The following is a 24,640-nucleotide window of genomic DNA, read 5'->3' as shown; positions in this document are numbered from 1 at the left end:
CAGAATATAGAGGCTTTGTGTCTTAGCGTCTTTGCGAGATAAGTCTAAAATACTACAATAAATTTATATCTTAACAAGATGAAACTACAAACCAATATCCCACTAGAACCAGCTTCAAAACAATTTGGTTATGAAGATCAAGTGTTGTTGTTAGGGTCTTGCTTTGCAGAAAATATAGGGAATTCACTTTTATATCATAAGTTTCAATCTGTTGTAAATCCTCATGGAATTCTTTTTCATCCTCTGGCAATTGAACGGGTGTTGCAAGACGTATATAATGACTCAGAGAATGTAGAAGACACTGTTTTTGAAATAGATGGTATTTGGAAATCTTTTATAGCACATAGTCGTTTAAATAGTGGTTCTAAAGGCGCTATGGTAGATAAGCTTAAAGAAGCTCAAGAACAACTTACAAAAGCAATTGCAAAAGCCTCTCATGTTTTTATAACGCTAGGAACAGCTTGGATATACCAACATAATGAAACAGGAATTGCAGTGGCAAACTGCCATAAAGTGCCTCAAAAACAATTTGTAAAAGGGTTGCTGCCTATAGAAGAAACAACGGCAAGTCTTAAACGTCAATGCGCAATTATTCAAAAAATAAACCCTAAAGCTAGCATTGTTTTTACCGTTTCTCCTGTGCGACATCTTAAAGATGGTTTTGTGGAAAATATGCGAAGCAAAGCACATTTGATTTCGGCGGTACATCAAGCATGTGAGATAAAAGGAGTACAATACTTTCCTGCGTATGAATTGATGATGGATGAACTGCGTGATTATCGGTTTTATGCTACAGATATGCTACATCCTAGCCAACAAGCTATAGATTATATTTGGGAGAGGTTTCTGGAGGTATACGCTTTCGCGAAAGCAAAAACAACACTCAAAGAAGTGCAATCAATTCAACAAGGACTTTCACATCGCCCTTTTAATGCAAATAGTGAACAACATCAAGAATTTCTGCGAAAACTCAAGGTGCGTATAGCAAATCTACAGCAAGAATATTCTCATATTAAGTTTTAACAAGATTGTATAATAGAAAAATATAGTAGATTCGTAGGACTAAGTAAACTATTCTATGAATCGTAATATACTATATGGAGTTTTTGTGGCGATACTCATTGTGTTGAGTTTTCGATATTGCGAGTTTAAGGATGATGACTATCAACGTCTAGAAGAGCACTCTGCACTGATTGAAAAAACCATTAAAAATGTAGGAAAACTTGTCGTGACAGAAGGAGAGTATGCTGAAGTGTTTACCTATGAAGATTCTAAAGATTTTTACCTAGATATACTCACCGCCACCAAAAAAGCATTGGTAGTAGCCAATGCAAAAGCTACTATATCATATGATCTTAGTAAAGTAGAAACCCAGATAGATGAAGCAACCCAAACGGTTTATATTACTCATATTCCAAAACCTGAGTTGACTATCAACCCTAATTTAGAATACTACGATATCCAACAGGATTTATTTAATCCTTTTGAAGCCGAAGATTACAATGTGATTAAATCCAGAGTCACAAATACTCTTCGAGAAAAAATAGAAGCCTCGAGTTTATATACCAATGCTGAAAATAGATTGATTACAGAGCTTCATAAAATTTATATTTTGACCAACTCATTAGGGTGGACACTACAATATGAAACAACCCCTATTACAGGTATTTCAGATTTTGAAGAGCTTTTAGATTAGTCTTTTGAAATTCTATTTTATTTTCAATTAAACATCCTGTTTTGTAATAAGTTATCTATTGCTTTCGCGAAAGCAATAACTAGTGTAATTCGTAAATACGTCAATTGCCGTATGGATTCTCATGCGCTCTTTTGTCAATTTTACACCATCAAATAACAACACTAAAAACTTCAATTATGAAAACAATTAAATTAGTAATGCTTCTATGCGTCGTAGGGTTAACCTATACCTCTTGTAAAACAGATGATGATGGAGGAGATGGAGGAAATGCCGCTGCAGGAACTGTTGAGGCAACAGTAGATGGAGCATCCTTTACTTCTGATGCAATCGCAACAATGGCTACACAAATCAATGCTCAAGGAATTACAACTCTTAATATTGTAGGGTCGGCACTATCTGCAGGGAGCGCAAGAACAATAACATTAACAATCATTGGTGTAGATGGAGAAGGAACCTATCCTATTCAAGTTTCGACAGATAGCGGTATTATAACAGCAACTGCTACTTATATAGAAGCATCTGGAAACGTTGGAGGTGGTGGAATAGATGGCTCTTGGTTAGCGCCTTTTGATGAGAGCTTAGCGGGTGAGGTAAATATTACTGAAATTACAGATACTACTGTAAGAGGGACATTTAGTTATAGCGCAAGAAGTCAAGATGATGAATCAAATTTTGTAGAAATAACAAATGGTTCTTTTAATCTCGATTTATAGCGTTTATAAAACAATGATTTTAAAAACGACTCTGATTTTTCAGGGTCGTTTTTAGTTGCAATATATGATGTGTAGTACAAATTATAAGGCAGTTGACGTATTGAATGATGCCGTTATGATTAAGACTTTTGAACTAGTAAAAATTTAAAACCAATCAACAATGAGAACAGTACATTTTTTTGTAATTACTCTTTTACTAGTAACCACAAACGTTTTAGCTCAAAGAGCAGAAGAACCAGATATTACCTATAACATAGATGGTAAGATTAATGAAATGATCCTTACCGAAGTAGGTACATTAATAGTAGCTAGTAATGATGGACTTGTAGGTATTAAACCAGAGTCAAAAGAAGTAGTCTTTAATTTTAAAGAGTATGGACGTATCAAACCTGAAGAAGTGTATGTGAAGCCACAAACACCTTACTTGGTTGTAGATCAATCTGGCTTTGCAGCTATCAGTACTAAAAAGACAGTAATTGATTATCTGTCTGGTCAAACGCTTTTTAGTTCAGAGAAAAATGGATGGAAGCAAGTAAACATTTGTGAAATCATGATGCCTCAGAATAAACTTGTAGTTCAAGGACAGCGTAAAGCGAAAGAAAAATATGCAAATGCCATTGCTATTTATGACTTGAATACAGGAAATCAAGAAACATTTTTAAAACTAAAATACTCAGAATATTTTCAAGGAAAACCATTATTGCTTGATGACGGTATTGTGATGTCTTCTAGTAAAGGAACTTTTAAAGTAGACTTAAATAACGGACAAGAATTATGGCGCAATGATTTAAAGAATGTTACTGCGATGATCACAAATGATGATCAGTCTGAAATATATACCGTTCAAGCTACGGCTAATGGGCAAAACTCTAAAATTAGTAAAATAGGAGCAAATGGAAATGTGCAATGGGCAAAACCTCATAAGGTAAAAGGAGGTGTGAGTCAGCTTTCATTAACACCTAAAGGTTTAGCGATTGTAAGTGATGTGGATAATTCTGGAAAGAAAGGATTAATGAAATTGGCTGCAGGTAGATCAGAATCTAAGATTGCATTTTTAGATCAAAATTCTGGAGCAGACCTTTGGGATAAGGCACCCAAAACAAAGGGATATGTGCAGCATTTTTATGTGATGGATGATGGGATACTTTTTGGAGTGTATGAAGGGGGAATAAATAAAATTTCATTTGATGGGAAAACCTTGTTTAAGAAACCTTTAAAAACAGGAGAGAATATTATTACCATGGCAGAAACAGATCAGGGATTGATTTATATCACGAGTTCAGACTGTAATATCGTAAATCTTGAAACTGGTGAACAGGCTTGGAAAAAACCATTAAAGTATAAACGTGCTGATGCTGTTGCGGTAACATTAGATCAAAGTAATAATAGATATTTATTAAGTACGGATGAAAAACTGTATGCAATTAATACCCAAACAGGAGAAGCGTCTATGCTAACAGAAAATAAATTTGAGGGAAAAGAAGAACCGTCAGATATAGAAGTGCGCTCTAATGGTATTTTAAGAACATCAGATCAAAATATGACCATGTTAGATTGGGAAGGGAAAGAAGTATGGCATGAGTATAAACGGGCTCCAGGGAAAAGTGCTTTTGGAGCTATACTCGCTGGGGCAATGGCAGTGGCAAGTGCAGCGGCGGCAAGTGCTTCTTATCTTGAAGCCAATAGCCGTAGAGATGTGTTGGGTAATCTCACCCAAACTGGAGAGGCATATGCAGATTTAGGGGATGGGCTATTAATGGCTACAGGAGCTTCTGTTGCAGAGATGCTAAAGAAGTTTAAAGCCACTGCAGCAACAAAAGATGCACAGTTTGTACTCACAAAACTAGATGAGGGAGTAGGTCTTGTAAAGTTGAATAAGGATACTGGAGCTGTAGAGAAAGAAATCGTTTTAAGAGATAAAAAACCAGAATATATCGTAGATGATCACTACGGTGTGTTGTATTACAAAGCAAATAACAACACAGTGTATATGTATAATTTAAAATAACAGCGTATAAAAAAGCTCAGAATGTTGAGGTTTTTACGTGAGCCAGAATAAGATACTGTTTCTGTTCTGGCTTTTTTATTTTATCACCTTGTTCTCGCTTTGGTCGTGAACCTGCCTGTCGGTAGGCAGGTCTCACAAGTTCGCTTTCGCGAAAGCGTAAATACGGCAATTGCCCTATGGAATGGTAATAAGTATATATAGATATTTGAATACGTAAAAACCGATGATGAGATCAAAAGATAATTTTTTAATAGTGACTTGGGGGAGGCATTATTAAGAGTTGAGGAAGCCACGATTTTTGTGGCTTTTCTCATTCTTTTTGATTTTGTTACTTTTAAAACAACTAACCATTCTGAAAATCATGAAATTTACATACCTGTTATTAGGACTTTTTTTTGTCCAGTTTTCGTATGCGCAAGAAGAGGCAAAAGAGATAGATAGTTTAAAATATCTAGTTAAAAAAACCAAAAATGATATTGAAAAAGGGCAGTTGTATATTGATCTTAGTCATGCGTATTTGTATGAAATAAATGATTCTTTAACGCATTATTTGGAAAAAGCAAAACCACTTCTTAGTAAGCAACCAGATTCCATTGTTTTTAAATGGCATCATAATTACATGCTTTATTATCTGGATATTAGTAATATGGATTCTGCATCGTATCATAGAGAAAAGATGCTTCCATTAAAAGATATTAATAACACAACTAAGAGTAATTTTAGTTTAGATTCTGGGTATTTCTATTACTATCAATCAGATTTCACAAATGCATTAGAAGCTTGGAAAGTAGGATATGATGTGGCGGTCCAAGATAATAACGAAGAAGAACAAGTATCTTTTGCTTCTAAAATAGCCCTTTGTTATCAGCAACTTGGAAATTATGAAGAGGCCATAAATTTTCAACAGAAAACACTTGATCTAGCTATTAAAAATGGAGATAAAGAAGAGGAGTCAAGATCGTATAATAATACTGCGATGCTTTTTGAAAAACTCAATCAATATGAAAAAGCGCAAGAATATCTTTTAAAATCTTATGAAATAGATAGCATAACAGATGATAAAGAAGGATTGGTAGGTACGCTTATGAATCTTGGGATTGTAAATCGAAAAACAGGAGAAAAACAGAATGATACCGCCAAAATTATTTTAGCTAAAAAATACTATCAAGAAGGATTGCAGATAAGTAAAGAAATTGGGTATGAACAAGGTGTGCAAGGGGGACTAGTCAATCTAGCAAATATTGAATTGACCCTTGGAAACGATGAAAAGTCTATTGAGTATGGTTTTGAGGCTGTCGATTTAAATGAAAAGAAAGGAAATAAAATAGGAGAGATTATCTCAAGATTAAATCTTGCAATTGCCCTAAAAAATGAAGAGCGCTTACAGGAAGCAGAAGCACAAATTAAAAAATCACTTGACTTATCTAAAAAGACAAAATTTAGAAGGGGAGAACAAGATGGTTACACAGTACTCACGTCGATTCAAGAACGTAAAGGTGATTATAAAAAAGCGCTGGGTAATTATAAAAAGTATGTAGATATTAAAGATTCAATATCATCAAATGAAGTAAAAAATAAAGTTAATGAACTAGAAATAAGTTTTCAAACGGCTCAAAAAGAAGCAGCACTCGCAGATACGCGTACAACACTAGCAGAAAAAGAATTGGAAGTTCGGAAGAAGAATAATCTTATTTATGGAGTTGGAGGCGGTGCATTGTTACTAGGTTTATTAGGGTATTTGTTTTACAACCAGCAACGTCTTAAAAACAGACAGCAAGTAAAAGAATATGAACTTGAGAAAGCTTTGGTTAAAATAGAAACCCAGAATCGTTTGCAAGAACAGCGTTTACGTATCTCTAGAGATTTACATGATAATATAGGAAGCCAACTTACTTTTATTACCTCTTCATTAGACAACTTAAAGTATGGAATGAAAGACGAAGAGGTGAAGACAAAAGAAAAACTTACTGAAATAGGAGCTTTTACAAAAACAACCATTAATGAATTGCGAGATACGATCTGGGCGATGAATAAAGAAAAGATCACATTTGAAGATTTGGAAGCACGTTTGGGCAATTTATTAGATCAAGCACGTACCGCTTCGTCAGAAATAAATTTTGATCTGATCATTAGTCCTGAAATTAATAGGGAGGATGCATTAAGTTCAGTAGAAGGAATGAATTTGTATCGCATTATTCAAGAGGCTATCAATAACGCCATAAAATATGCAGAGGCAAATCATATTACTGTTACGCTTTCGCGAAATCGAACAAATTTAGAAGCTACCATAGTTGATAATGGGAAAGGTTTTAATACAGAAAGTCCAGAATTAGGGAATGGCTTAACCAATATGAAAAAACGTATTAATGAGATACAAGGTGAGATAGATATAGCGTCAAGTATAGGAAAAGGAACGACCGTTAAACTTCGTTTTCCAATAGCTATAAATACGGCAAACGACGTATAGCCTAGGAGCTTTTATAGTGATACTTTTAACTCAAAAGAATTGTATGGGAAAGTTGATTTTTTGGGTTGTATTTGTATTGTCTATTCTTAGTCTGTTCTTGTTCAAAACGAGAAACCAAAGATTGAAGATTTTACATGAACAAAGAGAAAAAGTACTTAAAGAGCAGCTAGATAAAAATAAAAAGCAAATACAAAAGAGACATCGTTATCTTAAAATGTATAAATTGTTAGCGTTTAATTTAGAAGAGTCTCTGCATGTTCAAGAAGAAATTGATGTATATTTTAAATGATGAATATTAAACTAGCAATTATAGATGACAATACCTTTCTTGTCAAGGCGATAAAAGATAAGTTGTCTTTTTTTGATGATATATCTATTAAATGGATCGCGTTAGATGGAAGTCAGGGGCTTGCTAAACTGGAAGAAAATCATAATCTTGATATTATTTTAATGGATATTGAAATGCCAGTTCTCAATGGTATTGAGACCACTCAAATGGTCAAACAAAAATATCCACATGTTAAAATTATCATGCTTACTGTTTTTGATAATGACGAAAATATATTTAAAGCAATACAGGCTGGAGCAGATGGTTATTTGCTAAAGGAAGTAGATCCTGAGACGCTACATAAAGGAATTCTTGAAACCATTAATGGTGGAGCTGCAATGAATCCAAGCATTGCGATGAAAACTCTTAAACTACTTAGAAATCCTGTAGATGAAAAATTTCTAGAAAATAAAGAAGATATTAAATTGTCTAAAAGAGAAATTGATGTTTTAGAACAATTATCTAAAGGCCTTAGCTATACGGTCATTGCAGACAATCTTATTTTATCTCCTAGTACCGTTAGGAAGCACATAGAAAATATCTATAAAAAACTACAAGTGCATTCTAAAATAGAAGCAGTTCATAAGGCAAAACGCCATAACTTGATTTGATAAATTATCTTAATTATTTAATAACTCGATGCCATTTTCTATGAGATGAGCAACTTCAGAGCGTTTTTCTTTGAGTGATGTGAGATGTTCTAAAACCGCTTTCGCGAAAGCGGAATTATTTTCATAAACGAGTTCATAGATTTCTAATGAAAGTAACCAATCGTTTGAGTGATGTATCGATACTTCTTCAAAGAGAGTTGATAATCTTTCTTTAGAACCTTCATTCTCTCGAATAGAGCGCACTTCTTGATACAAGCCTAGTAACTGTTGTTCTTTGTCAGAGATACTAGTTTTAATGGTAGTAGAGCTTACGATATGTTCATCTAATTTGAATGACAAATAATCGGCAGCGCCTGCAAAAGCAGATAAAATTTCTTGCCCTAATGCCATATCAAAATCTCCCATTTCAGGAGAAAATAATACTTCATCTTTATAGCGTACTATACAATCTGTAAATTGGATAAGCATTAGTTTTCCGTTAAGGTTACGCATTCCTGTAACGTTGAGACCATCTACCGTAATCCCACTTTCAAACTCAAAAGAAATAGGTTTGCCATCATAAAAATTATACGCCTGTAAATCCCTTGGGCCCATATTTTCTATAGATAGATTGATTCCTTTTAGCTTCCCAAGGGGAGATCTAAAACCATTAAGATGTCTGGCAGTACCATGACCTATCAATTCTTTTTCTCTGTATGCTAGTGCTGTAGGTCCTTCCGTTTCAAAATAGATGACTTCATTATCTTCATTTTGAATCATACGTGTAAAAACACCACTTACTTGAAGTCCAGTACTTAACTCAATAGTCCCTATTTGTTTAGATTCAATCAGCTTTTTGAGTCCGCGCCATCCTCCTTTTCGAACTGCCATGGTACTAGCAAACTCTTCAAGCACTTTCATAAGATATGCAAAGTCTGGTGTTACATACAATTGAGGTTGTGGTTTTGTAATATCAAACTCCTGATAAATAGCCTCTATAGAATAGGGTAATTTCTTTACCTGATCTGTCATGCACCAAGCACTTTCTCCAATAGACGATAATAGGCCTGCTCCATAAATTTTAGGATCTTCTACCGTGCCTATAAGACCATACTCAACAGTCCACCAGTGAAGGTTACGTATCAATGCAATTTCAGAGGGTTCTACTTTTTTATTTTGAAGCTCTTCTATATGTTCTTCTGCTTTTTTAATAGTATCGAGATATTCTTTTTGGGCAGGAGTAAGCGTTCCCTCTCCCTTTGGGAAGGGGCTAGGGGGAGGGCTTTCTTTTAAGATAGATAGTTTGCGTACTGCTTCATACATATCCATATCATGTGCGCTTGAAATAGCTTTAGCACCTATTTCTCCAAAACGTCTCAGGTATTCTGCATAATCAGGACTTGCAATGATAGGAGCATGTCCTGCACCTTCATGAATGATATCTGGAGCAGGTGTGTATTCAATATTTTCTAGTTGCCGAATATCACTAGCAATCACCAATACCTTATAGGCTTGAAATTCCATAAAAGCATTGGGAGGTATAAATCCATCTACGGCAACAGCAGCCCAACCTATCTCTTTTAGAATACGATTCATTCCATACATAGATGGAATTTGATCTATAGAAATTCCCGTTTGTCTCAGTCCGTCTAAGTAACTCTCATGAGCTACTTTGGCTAAGTAATCTACATTTTTACGCATTACATAACGCCATACAGCTTGATTAATAGCTGTGTATTCCTCATAATTTTGAGGCTTGATGTATTGCTTTAAATGCGGAGGTAAACGATCCAATAAAGGATTTGTTTCTATAGTAGTACTCATAGAATGTAAAATTAATGACTTTAGTGGGAATTTTTAGCACTCCTTTCATAGAGTTTTGTGATTTCTGCAAAAAGAAAAACAATGATGCTTTCATACTTTAACAAGCTTAGTATAAATTTCACTTACGTGAAAATATATAAAGTATGTTACTCAGTATACGTCAACTGACGTATGTTTTTTCAAGGTTTTCTCTGGTAGTTTTGAAACTATAAAATTAAAACCATGAGAAAATTTATAATCGTTTTTTTAGTCGCCTTTAGTTTCTATACCTGTAGTAGTGATGATACTGACACTATGATGGAAGAAGAACAAATGGAAGAACAAATGTCAAGTGAAGGATGTGACGGAGATACCTGTGAAGCAACGGTTGGAGCAGATGAGACTTCTGCTACAGTGCCCGATACAGCTTTTGGAACTTTTAATGTGGAATATACATTTGCAGATACAGGTTCACCTTTTGAGTTAGGGACAACAGCAGTATTTATTGTAAAGTCAGATCAAACATTAAGTGTGGAAATAGAGGGATTTGAATGTATTACAATTAGCAATCCTATTTGGCGCTTTGGAGCCGATGAAACATCTGGGAATTATACGTTTCAAGATGAATGCCGTGATATGCTATCGTATAATTTATCTTATAACACAGACGGTAGTTTTAATGAAGTAAACATAGAACCTTCTGAAGGGCCGGGATTTTTTGGGCAATTTACGTTGCAATAAATCAAAGCTTTACAAGAGCAAGTGCACTTTATGAAAGTAAAGAATGTTAGTTTTAATATTCTTTCATAAAGTGTATATTGCGTGTAATGAAAACAAATACGCTTTCGCGAAAGCAAGAAATATATAGAATCGCTGCCAAGCTTTTTAAAGAAAAAGGCTATAGTGCAGTTACCATGAGAGATCTTGCCGCAGCTGTAGGTATCAAAGCAGCTAGTTTATACAACCATATTTCATCAAAACAACAAATTCTCTCTGAAACCATTATAGATATTGCAGAGCAATTTACAGAAGGAATTGAGATGATAACAATTCAAGATTCAGATACCATTACAAAACTCAAAGCTGTTATCTCACAGCACATCACACTTACTGCAAACAATCCTTATGGAATGGCAGCCCTTAATAATGACTGGATGCACTTAGAAGGGAAGCTTGATTATTATTTAGCATTGCGTTCTAAATATGAAAAGAAATTTGAGAAAATTGTTCAGGATGGTAAGATGTCTGGAGAGTTAAAAGATGTCAATACAGAAATTTTACTCTATTCAATACTTACTACACTACGTAATCTCTATCTCTGGATTCCTAAAAAAGCAGATCTTAAAAAAGATGAATTAATTGAAGGCTTAAGCGTTACGTTGCTACAAGGTGTTGTAAAATAGATAGTTGGCTTTGTGTTTGGAAAATAAACTAACAATTGTTAGTTTTGTAGTATTCTAAATATCATAATGGCACAATTTCACAACATAACGATTAAAGATATTTATAAAGAAACTTCAGATTGTTCTGTAGTGACTTTTGATATTCCTGAAGCATTGCATAGTGCTTTTGATTTTCAGCAAGGACAACACCTTACTCTTAAAGCAATACTAGATGGACAAGATGTACGTAGGTCTTATAGTTTATGTTCTAGTCCAGTAGATAAAGAGTGGAAAGTTGCTGTAAAACAAATACCTGGCGGCTTGTTTTCTAGCTATGTAAATGAAAAATTAAAAGCTGGAGATATACTAGAAGTGATGGAACCAAGCGGAAAGTTTGGTGTGCCAGTATCAAAAGATAGCGCAAAAAATTATGTGGTATTTGCAGCAGGTAGTGGGATAACTCCTATCCTTTCTATGATTAAAACGCATTTGGCTCTTGAACCAAATGCTAAATTCAAGCTGTTCTATTTAAATAGAACCGTAAAATCCATTATCTTTAAAGAAGAGATAGAGCAATTACGTAATCAATACTTTGGAAGGTTAGAGATTTTCTATTTTTTAACTAAAGAACAACGAGATATAGAGTTGTTTAATGGGCGTTTTACAAGTGATAAATTACAAACGCTTACCAAAACATTAATTTCTGTAGAGGCGACAGACGAAGTTTTTATTTGTGGGCCAGAAGAAATGATATTTCTAATACGCGATGAATTGGTTACGGCAGGGTTAGAAAAAGATAAAGTCCACTACGAATTATTTGTAACAGGACTTTCAGAAGAAGATAAACAACGCGCTGCTAGACTTGCAGAACAACAAGTAGAAGGAGTTGAAGTTACTATTGTAGATGGAGGAAAAGACTTTCATTTTACAATGACAGATGAATATGATAATATTTTGGATGCAGCATTAGGTGCTGGTGCAGATTTGCCATTTGCTTGTAAAGGAGGTGTATGTAGTACGTGTAAATGTAAAGTAGAAGAAGGATCTGTTGAGATGAAAATTAACTATGCATTAGAAGAAAATGAAGTGGCTCAAAACTTAGTCTTAAGTTGCCAAGCCGTTCCAACTTCAGAGAATGTAAAAGTGAATTTTGACGTCTAGTACTGACGTTATTTGAATAACATACTATTCTCTCCCTCTGGGAGAGATGCCCAAAGGGCAGAGAGGGTTTTCGCGAAAGCAAACCATTTTTAACCTTTAAAAGATACCCGTCTACGCGGGCATAAATTATGAGTGAACAGGAAGTAAAAAACTTAGAAGAAATTTTTGAAGCGCGTATTGCACGTGATGAAAAAATTGAGCCTAAAGATTGGATGCCGGAAAAGTATCGTAAAACACACATTCGTCAGATCAGTCAGCATGCGCATTCTGAAATTGTAGGGATGCTCCCAGAAGGGAATTGGATTTCTAGAGCGCCATCATTACGACGTAAAGTAGCATTACTTGCAAAGGTACAAGATGAAGCAGGACACGGATTATACTTATATTCTGCTTGCGAAACATTAGGGATTTCTCGTGATGAACTTTATGATCAATTACACACTGGAAAAGCAAAGTACTCATCTATCTTTAACTACCCAACAGTAACTTGGGCAGATATGGGGGCTATTGGATGGCTAGTAGATGGTGCTGCGATTATCAATCAAGTGCCTTTATGTAGTACTTCATATGGGCCGTATGCACGTGCTATGATTAGAGTGTGTAAAGAAGAGAGTTTTCACCAACGCCAAGGATTTGAAATTATGCTTAAACTAGCTAATGGAACTCCTGAACAAAAAGACATGGCGCAAGATGCATTGAATAGATGGTGGTGGCCTTCGTTAATGATGTTGGGTCCTACAGATGCAGAATCTGTACATACTGCACAATCTATGAAATGGAAATTGAAGCGTAAAACCAATGATGAGTTACGTCAGCAGTTTATAGATCAAACCGTGCCACAAGCAGATTTATTAGGACTTACCATTCCAGATCCAGATTTAAAATGGAATGAGGAAACTGGTCATTATGATTTTGGAGAAATAGATTGGGATGAATTCTGGCAAGTTGTAAAAGGATATGGACCCTCTAATAAAAAACGTATGAAAGATAGAGTTGGTGCATGGGAAGAAGGAGCATGGGTACGTGATGCAGCAATGGCTTATGCCGAGAAGAAGGAGAAGCGTAAGAACGATATTAAAAGAGCTATCTAAAATAATAAAGATATTCTCTCCCTCTGGGAGAGATGCCCAAAGGGCAGAGAGGGTTTGTCAATATAAACCCTCTTAAGAATTTAAAAGATACCCGCCTACGCGGGCACGAATTATGTCAAAAAATAACTGGCCCCTTTGGGAAGTCTTCGTAAGAAGTAAAAACGGATTAGAACATAGACATTTTGGAAGCCTTCATGCTGCCGATGCAGAAATGGCATTAGAAAATGCCCGTGATGTGTATACACGTCGTAGTGAAGGTGTGAGTATCTGGGTGGTAGAAAGTAGTAATATTACAGCAAGTAATCCAGAAAATAATGGAGAATTATTTGAACCCGCTGCAGATAAAGTATACCGTCATCCTACGTTTTACGATTTGCCTGATGAGGTAAAGCATATGTAATATTCTCTCACCTCGAACCCTCTCCCAAAGGGAGAAGGAGTAATATTTTAATTATGATAAATAATAGTACAACAGATACAAATTCTCTCCCTTTGGGAGAGATGTCCGAAGGACAGAGAGGGAACTTATACAATTATATTCTAGGTATTGCAGACAATAGCCTTATCCTTGGGCAACGTCTAGGAGAATTATGTGGTCATGGACCAAGTCTAGAAACTGATATCGCAGAGACAAACATCTCATTGGATTTGTTTGGTCAGGTGCGTAGCTACTTTCAATATGCAGCTCAGATTAGTGGTGATGATGCAGCTACAGAAGACACTATTGCATTTTTGAGATTAGAACGTCAATATAAAAATGTACTCTTAGTAGAACAGCCTAATACTGATTTTGGATATGTGATCGTACGTCAATTTCTTTTTGATGCCTATCATCTGTTATTTTTAAGAGAATTAGAAAAAAGTAACGACCAAACACTTTTGGCTATTGCTAAGAAATCTGTGAAAGAAGTAAGTTATCACTGGCGTTTTTCTTCAGATTGGATTAGAAGATTAGGTGATGGAACACAAGAAAGCCATGAGCGTGTACAAGAAGCTGTGACAGATTTATGGATGTATACTGATGAGCTCTTTCACCAAACAGAGGCAGATCAAGCAATGATCGCAGAGGGTGTTGGAGTAGATACCGCTGCCTTAAAAGAGATCTATTATAAAATGGTTTCTGAAGTGTTAGAAGAAGCTACTTTAGAAGTTCCTGAAAATAAGTATTTCCATAAAGGAGGTAAACAAGGAATCCATTCAGAACATATGGGATATATCCTATCAGATATGCAATATATGCAACGTACCTATCCTAATATGGAGTGGTAAGATGACATTAGAAACCCAACATATAGAACCACATCTTGTATCAATTCTGGAAGCTGTTTCAGATCCAGAGATACCTGTGCTTTCTATTATGGATATGGGTGTAGTACGAGAAGCCATTGAAGTAGATGGAGTGATTCAAGTAAAAATAACACCTACCTATTCGGGATGCCCAGCAATGGATGTCATCGGGGATGATATTGTATCCGCTTTCGCGAAAGCGAATAAAAAAGCAAAAATTACATTGGTTTTAAGTCCCGCATGGACAACAGACTGGATCACTGATCGAGGAAGAAAAGCATTAGAAGAATACGGGATTGCAGCTCCATTATCTCCTGAAGCAGATAAAGAGGCATTATTAGGCAATAAGAAAATTGTAAAATGTACCAACTGCGGCTCTACTGAAACCCATTTAGTAAGTCAGTTTGGCTCCACAGCTTGTAAAGCATTGTTTAAATGCGACACCTGTCAAGAACCTTTTGATTATTTTAAATGCTTGAAATAGGATGTGTATGAAAAATATATTAGTAGTACTATTTTTTATTGTTTTTACTTGCTTTTCGGTAAACGCTTCAAGAGTGGTTGTCTCTACAGATATTGGATTTGATGCTAATGATAGTACTTCCTTTTTAGAAATAGCATTTACAAATACGACTGCAGATACGATTATTATAGATAATGTAGGAATGGATTGGCGTACAGGTCCTCTAGATATAAATCGTGATGATGTGACGATTATATTAGAGAGCGGTGTGGTGATACGAGCACTCCCTAATGTATTTGGAGAATTTGATTCCTTGATACGTATACGAGATAGAAGTAATATCACCATTTTGGGATATGGGGCTACATTAATAATGAATAAGCAAGAATATATTGATCTTGCAGATAGCGAGTTTAGACATGGTATTGATTTGAATTCTGCCATAAGTATCTTGATAGAAGGTTTGACAATACGAGATTCTGGAGGTGACGGGATTAGTATAAGTAAAAGCTTTGCAGCAGATAGCCCTCAGAATTATTCGGAAAATATCAGGATTAAAAATTGTGTTTCTAATAATAACTACAGACAAGGATTAGCGATTATATCTGCAAAAGATGTTGAGATTTTGTATTGCGAGTTTTCAGATACTAGCGGAACATTACCAGAGGACGGGATTGATATAGAACCTTTTGAACCAGATCAACGTATAGAGGATGTGCTTATTAAAGGGTGTAGAATTCTTAATAATAATGGGAATGCGATTCAGGTAGCCATGGAGTTTATGGACGATTCATCTCAAGATATTTCTATACTAGTAGAAGATACATACATGTCTGGTAATCATGACCCTTCTAATGCATTTTCATTTGCAGAGTTAAATATAGATGACAATGGTGAAAATGGAGTCGATGGCTTTGTTACTTTTTCTAATTGTTATGTTGATAGTAGCGAGTGGACAGCTGTGTATATATCAAAAACAATAGATAGTTATCAGGCAAATTTTGAAAATTGTGTTTTCAAAGATGTTTCAAATGATCCTATAGATTTAAATAATCCAATATTTTTTGAGGTTACAGATTATGAAAACCCAGTAGCGAGATTTGGAGGTGCTACATTTACAAATTGTACGATTATTTATGATGAGGATATTCCATTTCTGAATTTGGTTGAAAACTTACCTACGTCTCCAGGCTTAGGAAATGTTACTGGAAATTTTTATGTAATCAATCCTAATACAGTCTCTTTTGAAACAGGAGCCGATCCTGAAAATACGGCTATTACATTTAACTCTTTTGATAGTTTTCCTGTAACAGAAGTCAATATTTCGGCCTCTCAATTTCAGTACACAGAAGGGGTTGATGCCTCTTTTCGATTCGACCTTCAAAGGGAGAGTGATATATTATTACCAGTAGCAGTAAATCTTTCTTTAGATGGCACAACAACATTTGGAGAAGATTATGATAGGCAGCCTGGCTTTGTCATATTTGAAGATGGAGAAAATCAGATAGAAGAAACTATTGATATTATACTTGATCAAGAAGAAGAAGCTATAGAAAAGTTAGATATTGAAATTTCTCCAAATGATTGTTATGTAATAGGTTCTGAAGGATCATTGTCGTTAGATTTGATAGATGCAACATTAAGTGTTGATGTTTTTGATATACGTTCTTTAAAAGCATACCCAAACCCTGTAAGTGATAGGTTAATGCTTAAATTACCCGAAGGGAATTATCAAATAATTTTGTATTCGATTTTAGGAAATAAACTAAAAGAATTTTCACTTTTAGAGAGTAATACTCAGATAGCAATGAATGACTATCCTACAGGAACGTATATTTTAAAAATAATTGATAACACAGATCAAAAACAAAAAACTATAAAACTTATAAAAAAGTAAGTTTTATTAAGAAGTAGAAGAATTTAATTAAAAACAATACCTGCTTAAGCAAGGATTATTATGAGTCAATCTATACAAAAAGAAATACATAACGGAGTGGCAACACTTACGCTAAATCGTCCAGAAGTTTTTAATAGTTTTAATAGAGAGATGGCATTAGCTTTTCAAAATGAATTAGATGCTTGTGAGAATGATGCATCTGTAAGAGCTATTGTAATTACTGGAAGCGGGAAGGCTTTTTGTGCCGGCCAAGACTTAAAAGAAGTTACAACACCAGATTTAAATCCAGGATTTAAGAAAATATTGGAAGAGCATTATAATCCTATTATTACGAGAGTAAGAGCTATAAAAAAACCAATCATAGCAGCAGTAAATGGAGTGGCGGCAGGAGCAGGTGCAAATATAGCACTAGCTTGTGATATTGTGATTGCTCATGAGAAAGTGAGTTTTATACAAGCATTTAGTAAGATAGGCTTAGTGCCCGATAGTGCAGGAACATTTTTCTTACCTAGATTGATAGGGTTTGGAAAAGCCAGCGCTTTGATGATGTTGGGTGATAAAGTATCTGCTACAGATGCAGCGGAAATGGGAATGATATATAAAGTAACATCATTAGAAAACTTTCAAACAGAAATAAAGAAAGTTGCAGTTACCCTTGCGCAAATGCCTACAAAAGCATTAGGCATGACAAAGCAATTACTCAACGAGTCTATGGGGAATACATTAGAACAACAACTTGCGTTAGAATCAAAATTACAAATAGAAGCAGCAAGCAGTGAAGATTATGCAGAAGGAGTAGCCGCTTTTGTAGAAAAAAGAAAACCAAATTTTAAAGGACAATAATCATTCCCTCTCCTTAGGGAGAGGGGTTAGGGTGAGGGAATATTTATGGAAATACAAAACATTGGTATAATAGGAGCAGGAACCATGGGTTCTGGAATTGCACAAGTAGCAGCAACAGCAGGATGTTCTGTAAAACTTTTTGATGTACAACAGCCTGCTTTAGATAAAGCAGCGGTAAAACTCGAAAAAATTCTGAATCGCCTCATAGAAAAAGGGAGGATTGATGCAGATGAGAAAAATAGAATTCAAGGAAATATTCAATATGTAAATTCTTTAAAAGAACTAGCAAATGCAGACTTGACTATTGAGGCTATCATTGAAAACCTTGATATTAAAAAGAAGGTATTCCAAGAACTAGAATCGTATGTATCTGATACAGCTATTATAGCCTCAAATACGTCCAGTCTTTCTATTGCATCTATTGCAGCATCGTTAGAAAAACCAGAGCGCTGTATAGGAATTCATTTCTTTAACCCCGCACCTTTAATGAAATTGGTTGAGGTAATTCCGGCAGTACAAACTTCTCAAGATGTATTGGATACGTGTGTTACAGAAATTACTCGCTGGAAAAAAGTGGTTGCTGTAGCAAAAGATACTCCTGGATTTATTGTAAATCGTGTAGCACGTCCTTTTTATGGAGAAGCTTTGCGTATCTACGAAGAAGGAATAGCAGATCTTGCAACGATAGATTGGGCTATGAAGACTATAGGTGGATTTAGAATGGGGCCTTTTGAGTTGATGGATTTTATAGGAAATGATATTAATTATACAGTAACAGAAACTGTATTTAATGCCTTTTATCAAGATCCAAGATATAAACCTTCATTTACACAACAAAGACATAGTCAGGCCGGTTATTTAGGACGTAAGTCGGGAAGAGGATATTATCATTATACCGATGAAAATGCTAATAACGCTTTCGCGAAAGCAAACCCAGATACAGATGAGGTAGTAGGAACATACATTTTTGAACGTATTCTTGTAATGCTTATCAATGAAGCAGCAGATGCCTTATTTTGGAATATAGCGAGTGCCGAAGATATAGATAATGCCATGACTAAAGGAGTAAATTACCCTAAAGGATTACTCGCATGGGCTAATGAGAAGGGGATTGATTGGTGTGTGTCACAGTTGGACAACTTGTATGATGAATACCATGAAGATAGATACCGATGCTCACCTTTGTTAAGAAGGATGAATAAAGAAAATAAAAAGTTCTTTTAATGAAAGAAATTGCAAAGTATTATATCTCAGATAAATTTATAATTACTGGAAGAGGGTTAATCTTTGCGGGACATATATTAGAAGGTCAAATAAGTTTAGATAACTTGATTAAATTTTGTGTTGATAACAGGCTTATAGTAAGGAAAATTATTGGGATTGATGAAATAAGACATTCAATACATGATATAGGTGTATTTGATAAATTGAATATAGGATTATTGATAGAATGTACTAATGAAGAAGAAATGCAACAGATACGAAACTCAGGTTTGAAAGATGTAGAAGTGTTAATTTTTGAATCATGAAAGGGAAAGACATACCACATAAAATGCTAAGCCAAGATGCATATAGCACTTGGTTAGGAATTGAGATTATAGAATCCAAAGTTGGCTATGTAAAAGTGGGAATGACGGTGCGTAAAGAAATGCTGAATAGTATGAATTTTGCACATGGAGGTATTACATATTCACTCGCCGATACAGCTTTTGGGTTTACAGCAAACACCTATGGTAAATATGCGGTTTCTATAGAAACAAGTATTAATCATATTGAGGCTTTAGTAGAAGGCGATTATATTACTGCCGAGGCAACTGTAGATAAACAAAAAATGAAAATAGGCTTTAATATTATCGAAGTGAAAAGAGGAGAAGAACTCGTTGCTTTGTTTAAGGGCGTTGTTTATAGAACGACAAAAGATTGGGTAGAATAATTATATTATAAGTTAAATATATTCTCTCCCTTAGGGAGAGATGTCCAAAGGACAGAGAGGGCTTGTTAATATGAAGCCTAAGTTTAATTAAAAAGATACCCGCATATGCGGGCATAATATGGAAGCATATATTATAGATGGAGTTCGTACTCCAATAGGAAATTATAAAGGGACATTAAAAGCAGTGCGTACGGATGATTTAGGAGCACACGTAATACGTGAAGTCGTAAAACGCAATCCTGATATTCCAAAAGAAGCCTATGACGATGTGATTATGGGATGTGCTAATCAAGCAGGAGAAGATAATCGTAATGTGGCTCGTATGTCATTATTATTAGCAGGACTTCCATTTACAGTGCCTGGGGAAACAGTAAATAGATTGTGTAGTAGTGGTCTCTCTGCGATTATACAAGCAAATCGCGCAATCAAGTCTGGTGATGGAGATGTATTTATCTCTGGAGGAGTAGAAAACATGACTCGCGGCCCCTACGTTATGGCAAAACCATCTACTGCTTTTGGTGGAGATAGTAAAATGTATGACTCTACGTTTGGATGGCGCTTTGTGAATCCTAAAATGCATGAATTATACGGCACAGATGGTATGGGGAGTACTGCCGAAAACCTAGTGGAAAAATATAATATTTCTCGCGAAGATCAAGATGCGTTTGCATACCATAGTCAAATGAAAGCTGCAAAAGCGCAAGAATCTGGAAGGCTTGCAAAAGAAATAATTGCTGTAGAAATTCCACAACGTAAAAAAGACCCTATTGTCTTTAAAGATGATGAGTTTATAAAACCAACTACTTCCAAAGAAATACTAGCAAAATTACGTCCGGCTTTTAAGAAAGAAGGAGGAAGTGTGACTGCTGGAAATAGCTCTGGATTAAATGATGGTGCCGCAGCTACAATTGTTGCTAGTGAAGACGCTGTAAAAAAATACGGATTAAAACCATTAGCGCGAATAGTAAGTTCGGCAGTAGTAGGAGTAGAGCCGCGTATTATGGGAATAGGGCCTGTGCAAGCTTCAAATAAAGCATTGCAAAAAGCAGGACTTACCATGGATGATATAGATGTGATTGAGCTTAACGAAGCCTTTGCATCACAAGCATTGGCGTGTATCAGAGAATGGGGACTAGCAGATGATGACCCTCGTATCAATCCAAATGGTGGGTCTATTGCAATAGGACACCCACTCGGAGTAACAGGAGCACGTATTGCTTATTCGGCAGCTTTAGAACTCCAGGAACAGAAGAAAAAATATGCCTTAATTACAATGTGTGTAGGCGTAGGACAAGGATATGCGGCAATTATTGAAAATGTAACTTTATAAGCTTTCGCGAAAGCGTATTTAAAATATACCTATATGAAAATACTAATCATAGGAGGAAACGGAACGATAGGAAAAACAGTAACACAGCGTTTTGCTGAAAATCACGAAGTGATTATTGCAGGGAGGTCATCAGGAGATGTTACCGTAGATATTGCTTCATCAGCATCTATTCAGAAGATGTTTGAAGCTGTTGGTAAAGTAGATGCCATTGTAAATATAGCTGGGGATGCAAAGTGGGATAAATTTGATAGCTTATCTGAAGACGATTTTTATATAGGCATCAAAAGTAAGATGATGGGGCAGGTTAATTTAGTGCGTCTCGGAAGAGCCTTTTTAAATGATGGAGGCTCAGTAACACTGACCACTGGAATCCTAGCTGATGAACCTGTAGATATGACCACAAGTGCAGCAATGGTAAACGGTGCGATTCAAAGCTTTACAAAGGCAGTCGCTTTAGAATTAGAAAGAGGCATTCGTGTAAATGTTGTATCGGCAGATCTTGTAGAAGATGCCTACGAAAAATACAAAGATTATTTCCCAGGAAATACTCCAGTACCTATGCAGAAAGTAGTAGACGGATACGTGAAGAGTGTATTAGGAAGAATTAATGGAAGTATTATACGAATAAGAGCATAATAAAATACGTTTTCGATTTCAGTTTCGATGTTGATTTCGACTTTAAAATAAACAGTTTATGATTTTAGAATCTTATATAAATGGCCAGTGGGTTACTGGAGACAATAACAATACTCGTAATATGTATGACGCTATTACAGGGGAAATAATTGGTCTTAGTAGTACCGAGGGACTTGATATAGCAAGTGCCTTACAATATGGTCGTGATCACGGAAAAGCATTGAGAGATATGACTTTTCAGCAACGTGGTAATATGATTAAAAAACTAGCATTATATCTTAACAAGCGTAAAGAGCAGTTTTATGAAATTAGTTATAAAACGGGAGCTACACGTGTAGATAGTTGGATTGATATAGAAGGAGGTTTTGGAAATTTATTTGCAAATGCAAGTTTACGTAAACTATTCCCAGATCAATCATATGCTGTAGAAGGAGATCCTATTGATTTATCAAGAGGTGGCCGATTTATGGCACATCATATTTTGGTGCCAAAAAAAGGAGTAGCAGTGCATATCAATGCCTTTAACTTCCCTGTTTGGGGAATGTTAGAGAAGTGTGCTGTAAACTGGATGGCGGGAATGCCAGCGGTGGTACTTCCTGCACCACAAACAGCGTTTTTAACAGAAGCTGTCGTTCGAGAAATTATCAATAGCGGCATACTTCCTCCGGGAGCATTACAATTGTTGTCAGGACTTACAACGTCAATCCTAGATACGGTAGCAAGCCAGGACGTTGTTACGTTTACAGGAAGTGCCCATACAGGACGTTTACTCAAAGCACATCCTAGATTACTAGAAGAAAGTGTACCATTTACTATGGAGGCAGATAGTTTGAATGCTGCTGTTTTAGGGCCTGATGCCGTTCCGGGTACTCCAGAGTTTAGCATTTTTATCAAAGAAGTGCGTAAGGAAATAACAGTGAAGTGTGGTCAAAAATGTACGGCCATTCGCCGAATTATTGTTCCAGAAAACTTAATGGAAGATGTGCAAATTGCATTAGGAAAGCAATTGGATAGAACGGTTATAGGTGATCCTAAGCTTAAAGAAGTACGTATGGGATCATTAATCAATACCGATCAACGAGATACCATAAAAGCACAGGTTGAAAAAATTTCAAAAACAGCAGCTATTGTATATGGTTCTTTTGACCCTGTAGAAGCGATAGGTGCTGATGGAGAGAAAGGAGCTTTTATGCGACCTATCTTGATGCGCGAAGATCAGCCATTTAAAAATACACAAGTACACGAAGTAGAGGCCTTTGGCCCTGTGAGTACACTAATGCCATATAATGGTGTTGAAGAGGCGATAGAGCTTGCTCAAATGGGGAAGGGATCTCTAGTGAGTTCTGTGGTGACTGCAGATAACGCTTTCGCGAAAGCGTATACCGTAGAAGCTGCATCTCATCATGGACGCATCTTGACACTCAATAGCGAAAGTGCTCCACAAAGTACAGGACACGGCTCACCATTACCATTATTAGTTCACGGAGGTCCAGGACGTGCAGGTGGCGGAGAAGAAATGGGTGGATTACGAGGAATCAAACACTATATGCAACGATGTGCGGTACAAGGAAGTCCTACAAGCCTAACGGAAATTACGGGAATATACCAGCCTAATGGTGCATATACTGAAGCTGAAAAGCATCCGTTTGCATACCATTATGAAGATATCAAGCCAGGAATGAGCTTGCAAACGCATAAGCGTACTTTAACCGATACCGATATTCAGAATTTCGCAAATCTTACTTGGGATCATTTTTATGCTCATACAGATATTACAAGTTTGGATGGGAGTATTTTCCAAAAACGTACTGCTCATGGATACTTTATTATTTCAGCAGCAGCAGGATTGTTTGTGTATCCTAATAAAGGACCCGTTTCTGCCAATTATGGATTAGAAGATATTCGTTTTTTAAGACCGTTATATCACAATGATACCATCTACGTACGATTGACTTGTAAAGAAAAACGTGAACGCGATGTGTCAGGAAGAGAACATCCAAGCGGGATTGTAAAGTGGTATGTAGAGGTATTTGATGCAGAGCCTGTAGATTATGAAAATGGAAAAACAGATGAAGAGGCAACTGCATTAGTAGCTGTAGCTACTATCTTAACTATGGTAGAGAAAAAACAAACTACGTTTGTTGAAATGACTGAAGGAAAAATAAAAGCGTGTCTCTCAAAATTAACTAAAGATAGTAAACCAAATTGGGGAATGATGACTGCCCAGCATATGGTAGAACATTTAGAATTTAGTTACCGTGTAGCTGGAAATCAATTGCAAGATTTTGACATTGCAACTCCAGAAAAATACATAGATAAAGTAGCTGCTACTTTATGGAATTATGAAAAGATGCCACATGACTATGAGATGCCATTAATGAAAAAAGGAACGGTTGAAGACTTGCGTCATGCAGATTTAGAAACTGCTATAACGAAGTTCTGGGAAGCAAAGGAAGTGTTTAAGGATTTTTATAAGAAAAACCCTAAAGCGCAAACAAAAAACCCTGTTTTTGGATATTTAACCAAATATGAGTGGTACTTGCAAGAACGCAAACACTTGAATCATCATTTTGAACAATTTGGTTTGCTATAAGTGAGTGCGGTAGTCAATGCGCACTTGTTGCGCATTCGCATAAATCAACAACTTATTAGGTTAATCAAATGAACTGATAAAGGTATGAAAACAATGTACACTTATATTATGGCTCATATTGAAAATAAGTTATTTTATGTAGGTGTGACAAATAATATTAGACAGCGTACATTTGATCATAAAAATGCAACTTTTGGAACACATACAGGAAAGTATAATATTAAACAGTTAGTTTGGTATGAAGTCCATGATAGTCCAAAAATCGCAATTAGAAGAGAAAAAACGATTAAGAAGTGGAAACGAGAATGGAAAATAAATCTCATTGAAGAGATGAATCCAGAATGACGAGATCTTTCAGAAGGTTGGAATTTTGAGGACTATGCTACAAGTAAAGAGAAATTTGGAAATAATTAAAGCGA

At 35.7% G+C, this 24,640-nt stretch carries 24 protein-coding genes; 23 read left to right on the top strand and 1 reads right to left on the bottom strand.

The window, feature by feature from the left end:
- Nucleotides 1–78: 78 nt before the first annotated feature.
- The 7 genes from CHB80_RS00750 to CHB80_RS00720 all read left to right on the top strand — a co-directional run bounded on the left by CHB80_RS00750 (nt 79) and on the right by CHB80_RS00720 (nt 7,823).
- Complete coding sequence (locus CHB80_RS00750) at nt 79–1,023, top strand: GSCFA domain-containing protein (protein ID WP_089369528.1); 945 nt, start codon at nt 79–81, stop codon at nt 1,021–1,023.
- 55 nt (nt 1,024–1,078) lie between these two features.
- Complete coding sequence (locus tag CHB80_RS00745; RefSeq protein ID WP_089369527.1) at nt 1,079–1,696, top strand: DUF4230 domain-containing protein; 618 nt, start codon at nt 1,079–1,081, stop codon at nt 1,694–1,696.
- A 176-nt stretch (nt 1,697–1,872) separates the two neighbouring features.
- Complete coding sequence (locus tag CHB80_RS00740; RefSeq protein WP_089369526.1) at nt 1,873–2,409, top strand: DUF6252 family protein; 537 nt, start codon at nt 1,873–1,875, stop codon at nt 2,407–2,409.
- A gap of 160 nt (nt 2,410–2,569) precedes the next feature.
- Nucleotides 2,570–4,417, top strand: coding sequence for an outer membrane protein assembly factor BamB family protein (locus CHB80_RS00735; protein WP_089369525.1), 1,848 nt, complete (start codon nt 2,570–2,572; stop codon nt 4,415–4,417).
- Nucleotides 4,418–4,778: 361 nt separating this feature from the next.
- Nucleotides 4,779–6,884 (top strand): ATP-binding protein, encoded by a 2,106-nt coding sequence (locus CHB80_RS00730; RefSeq protein ID WP_089369524.1) that lies wholly within the window; start codon nt 4,779–4,781, stop codon nt 6,882–6,884.
- Nucleotides 6,885–6,927: 43 nt separating this feature from the next.
- Nucleotides 6,928–7,173, top strand: a complete 246-nt coding sequence (locus CHB80_RS00725) for a hypothetical protein (protein WP_089369523.1) — start codon at nt 6,928–6,930, stop codon at nt 7,171–7,173.
- Nucleotides 7,173–7,823 carry a response regulator gene (locus tag CHB80_RS00720; RefSeq protein WP_089370732.1) on the top strand — a complete coding sequence of 217 codons (651 nt, stop codon included), beginning with the start codon at nt 7,173–7,175 and terminating at the stop codon, nt 7,821–7,823. Before CHB80_RS00725 ends, CHB80_RS00720 begins: the two co-directional genes overlap by 1 nt.
- A gap of 9 nt (nt 7,824–7,832) precedes the next feature.
- On the opposite strand, the gene CHB80_RS00715 is transcribed toward CHB80_RS00720, so the two are convergent.
- Nucleotides 7,833–9,626, bottom strand: coding sequence for an aromatic amino acid hydroxylase (locus tag CHB80_RS00715; protein ID WP_089369522.1), 1,794 nt, complete (start codon nt 9,624–9,626; stop codon nt 7,833–7,835).
- 222 nt (nt 9,627–9,848) lie between these two features.
- On the opposite strand from CHB80_RS00715, the gene CHB80_RS00710 reads away from it, so the two are divergent.
- The 16 genes from CHB80_RS00710 to CHB80_RS00635 all read left to right on the top strand — a co-directional run bounded on the left by CHB80_RS00710 (nt 9,849) and on the right by CHB80_RS00635 (nt 24,566).
- Nucleotides 9,849–10,346, top strand: a complete 498-nt coding sequence (locus CHB80_RS00710) for a hypothetical protein (RefSeq protein WP_089369521.1) — start codon at nt 9,849–9,851, stop codon at nt 10,344–10,346.
- An 86-nt stretch (nt 10,347–10,432) separates the two neighbouring features.
- A complete protein-coding gene (locus CHB80_RS00705; RefSeq protein ID WP_089369520.1) occupies nt 10,433–11,008 on the top strand; it encodes a TetR/AcrR family transcriptional regulator in 576 nt (191 codons plus the stop codon).
- Between the two features lie 66 nt (nt 11,009–11,074).
- Nucleotides 11,075–12,148, top strand: coding sequence for a 2Fe-2S iron-sulfur cluster-binding protein (locus tag CHB80_RS00700; protein ID WP_089369519.1), 1,074 nt, complete (start codon nt 11,075–11,077; stop codon nt 12,146–12,148).
- Between the two features lie 128 nt (nt 12,149–12,276).
- Nucleotides 12,277–13,239 carry a 1,2-phenylacetyl-CoA epoxidase subunit PaaA gene (gene paaA, locus CHB80_RS00695; RefSeq protein WP_089369518.1) on the top strand — a complete coding sequence of 321 codons (963 nt, stop codon included), beginning with the start codon at nt 12,277–12,279 and terminating at the stop codon, nt 13,237–13,239.
- A 112-nt stretch (nt 13,240–13,351) separates the two neighbouring features.
- Complete coding sequence (paaB, locus tag CHB80_RS00690; protein WP_089369517.1) at nt 13,352–13,639, top strand: 1,2-phenylacetyl-CoA epoxidase subunit PaaB; 288 nt, start codon at nt 13,352–13,354, stop codon at nt 13,637–13,639.
- 101 nt (nt 13,640–13,740) lie between these two features.
- On the top strand, nt 13,741–14,508 hold the full coding sequence (gene paaC, locus CHB80_RS00685) for a 1,2-phenylacetyl-CoA epoxidase subunit PaaC (RefSeq protein WP_089370731.1): 768 nt from the start codon (nt 13,741–13,743) through the stop codon (nt 14,506–14,508).
- Nucleotide 14,509: 1 nt separating this feature from the next.
- Nucleotides 14,510–15,010, top strand: a complete 501-nt coding sequence (paaD, locus tag CHB80_RS00680) for a 1,2-phenylacetyl-CoA epoxidase subunit PaaD (RefSeq protein WP_089369516.1) — start codon at nt 14,510–14,512, stop codon at nt 15,008–15,010.
- A 7-nt stretch (nt 15,011–15,017) separates the two neighbouring features.
- Complete coding sequence (locus CHB80_RS00675) at nt 15,018–16,886, top strand: right-handed parallel beta-helix repeat-containing protein (RefSeq protein ID WP_179218053.1); 1,869 nt, start codon at nt 15,018–15,020, stop codon at nt 16,884–16,886.
- 60 nt (nt 16,887–16,946) lie between these two features.
- Nucleotides 16,947–17,729 carry an enoyl-CoA hydratase-related protein gene (locus CHB80_RS00670; RefSeq protein WP_089369514.1) on the top strand — a complete coding sequence of 261 codons (783 nt, stop codon included), beginning with the start codon at nt 16,947–16,949 and terminating at the stop codon, nt 17,727–17,729.
- A gap of 45 nt (nt 17,730–17,774) precedes the next feature.
- The gene (locus tag CHB80_RS00665; RefSeq protein ID WP_089369513.1) at nt 17,775–18,953 is read left to right on the top strand and encodes a 3-hydroxyacyl-CoA dehydrogenase NAD-binding domain-containing protein; all 1,179 of its coding nucleotides are present in this window, start codon (nt 17,775–17,777) and stop codon (nt 18,951–18,953) included.
- Complete coding sequence (locus tag CHB80_RS00660) at nt 18,953–19,258, top strand: hypothetical protein (protein WP_089369512.1); 306 nt, start codon at nt 18,953–18,955, stop codon at nt 19,256–19,258. The genes CHB80_RS00665 and CHB80_RS00660 overlap by 1 nt, the downstream gene beginning before the upstream one ends.
- A complete protein-coding gene (locus CHB80_RS00655; RefSeq protein WP_089369511.1) occupies nt 19,255–19,662 on the top strand; it encodes a PaaI family thioesterase in 408 nt (135 codons plus the stop codon). Before CHB80_RS00660 ends, CHB80_RS00655 begins: the two co-directional genes overlap by 4 nt.
- A gap of 118 nt (nt 19,663–19,780) precedes the next feature.
- Complete coding sequence (gene pcaF / locus CHB80_RS00650) at nt 19,781–20,992, top strand: 3-oxoadipyl-CoA thiolase (protein ID WP_089369510.1); 1,212 nt, start codon at nt 19,781–19,783, stop codon at nt 20,990–20,992.
- A gap of 33 nt (nt 20,993–21,025) precedes the next feature.
- Nucleotides 21,026–21,628: a short chain dehydrogenase gene (locus CHB80_RS00645; RefSeq protein WP_089369509.1), complete on the top strand. Its 603-nt coding sequence runs from the start codon at nt 21,026–21,028 to the stop codon at nt 21,626–21,628.
- Between the two features lie 58 nt (nt 21,629–21,686).
- Complete coding sequence (gene paaZ, locus CHB80_RS00640) at nt 21,687–24,221, top strand: phenylacetic acid degradation bifunctional protein PaaZ (RefSeq protein WP_089369508.1); 2,535 nt, start codon at nt 21,687–21,689, stop codon at nt 24,219–24,221.
- An 84-nt stretch (nt 24,222–24,305) separates the two neighbouring features.
- Complete coding sequence (locus CHB80_RS00635) at nt 24,306–24,566, top strand: GIY-YIG nuclease family protein (protein WP_089369507.1); 261 nt, start codon at nt 24,306–24,308, stop codon at nt 24,564–24,566.
- Nucleotides 24,567–24,640: the final 74 nt, after the last annotated feature.

This window comes from Dokdonia pacifica (genome assembly GCF_900188275.1).
GTDB classification, from domain to species: Bacteria; Bacteroidota; Bacteroidia; order Flavobacteriales; family Flavobacteriaceae; genus Dokdonia; species Dokdonia pacifica.
This window is presented reverse-complemented; position numbering and strand designations above follow the sequence as displayed.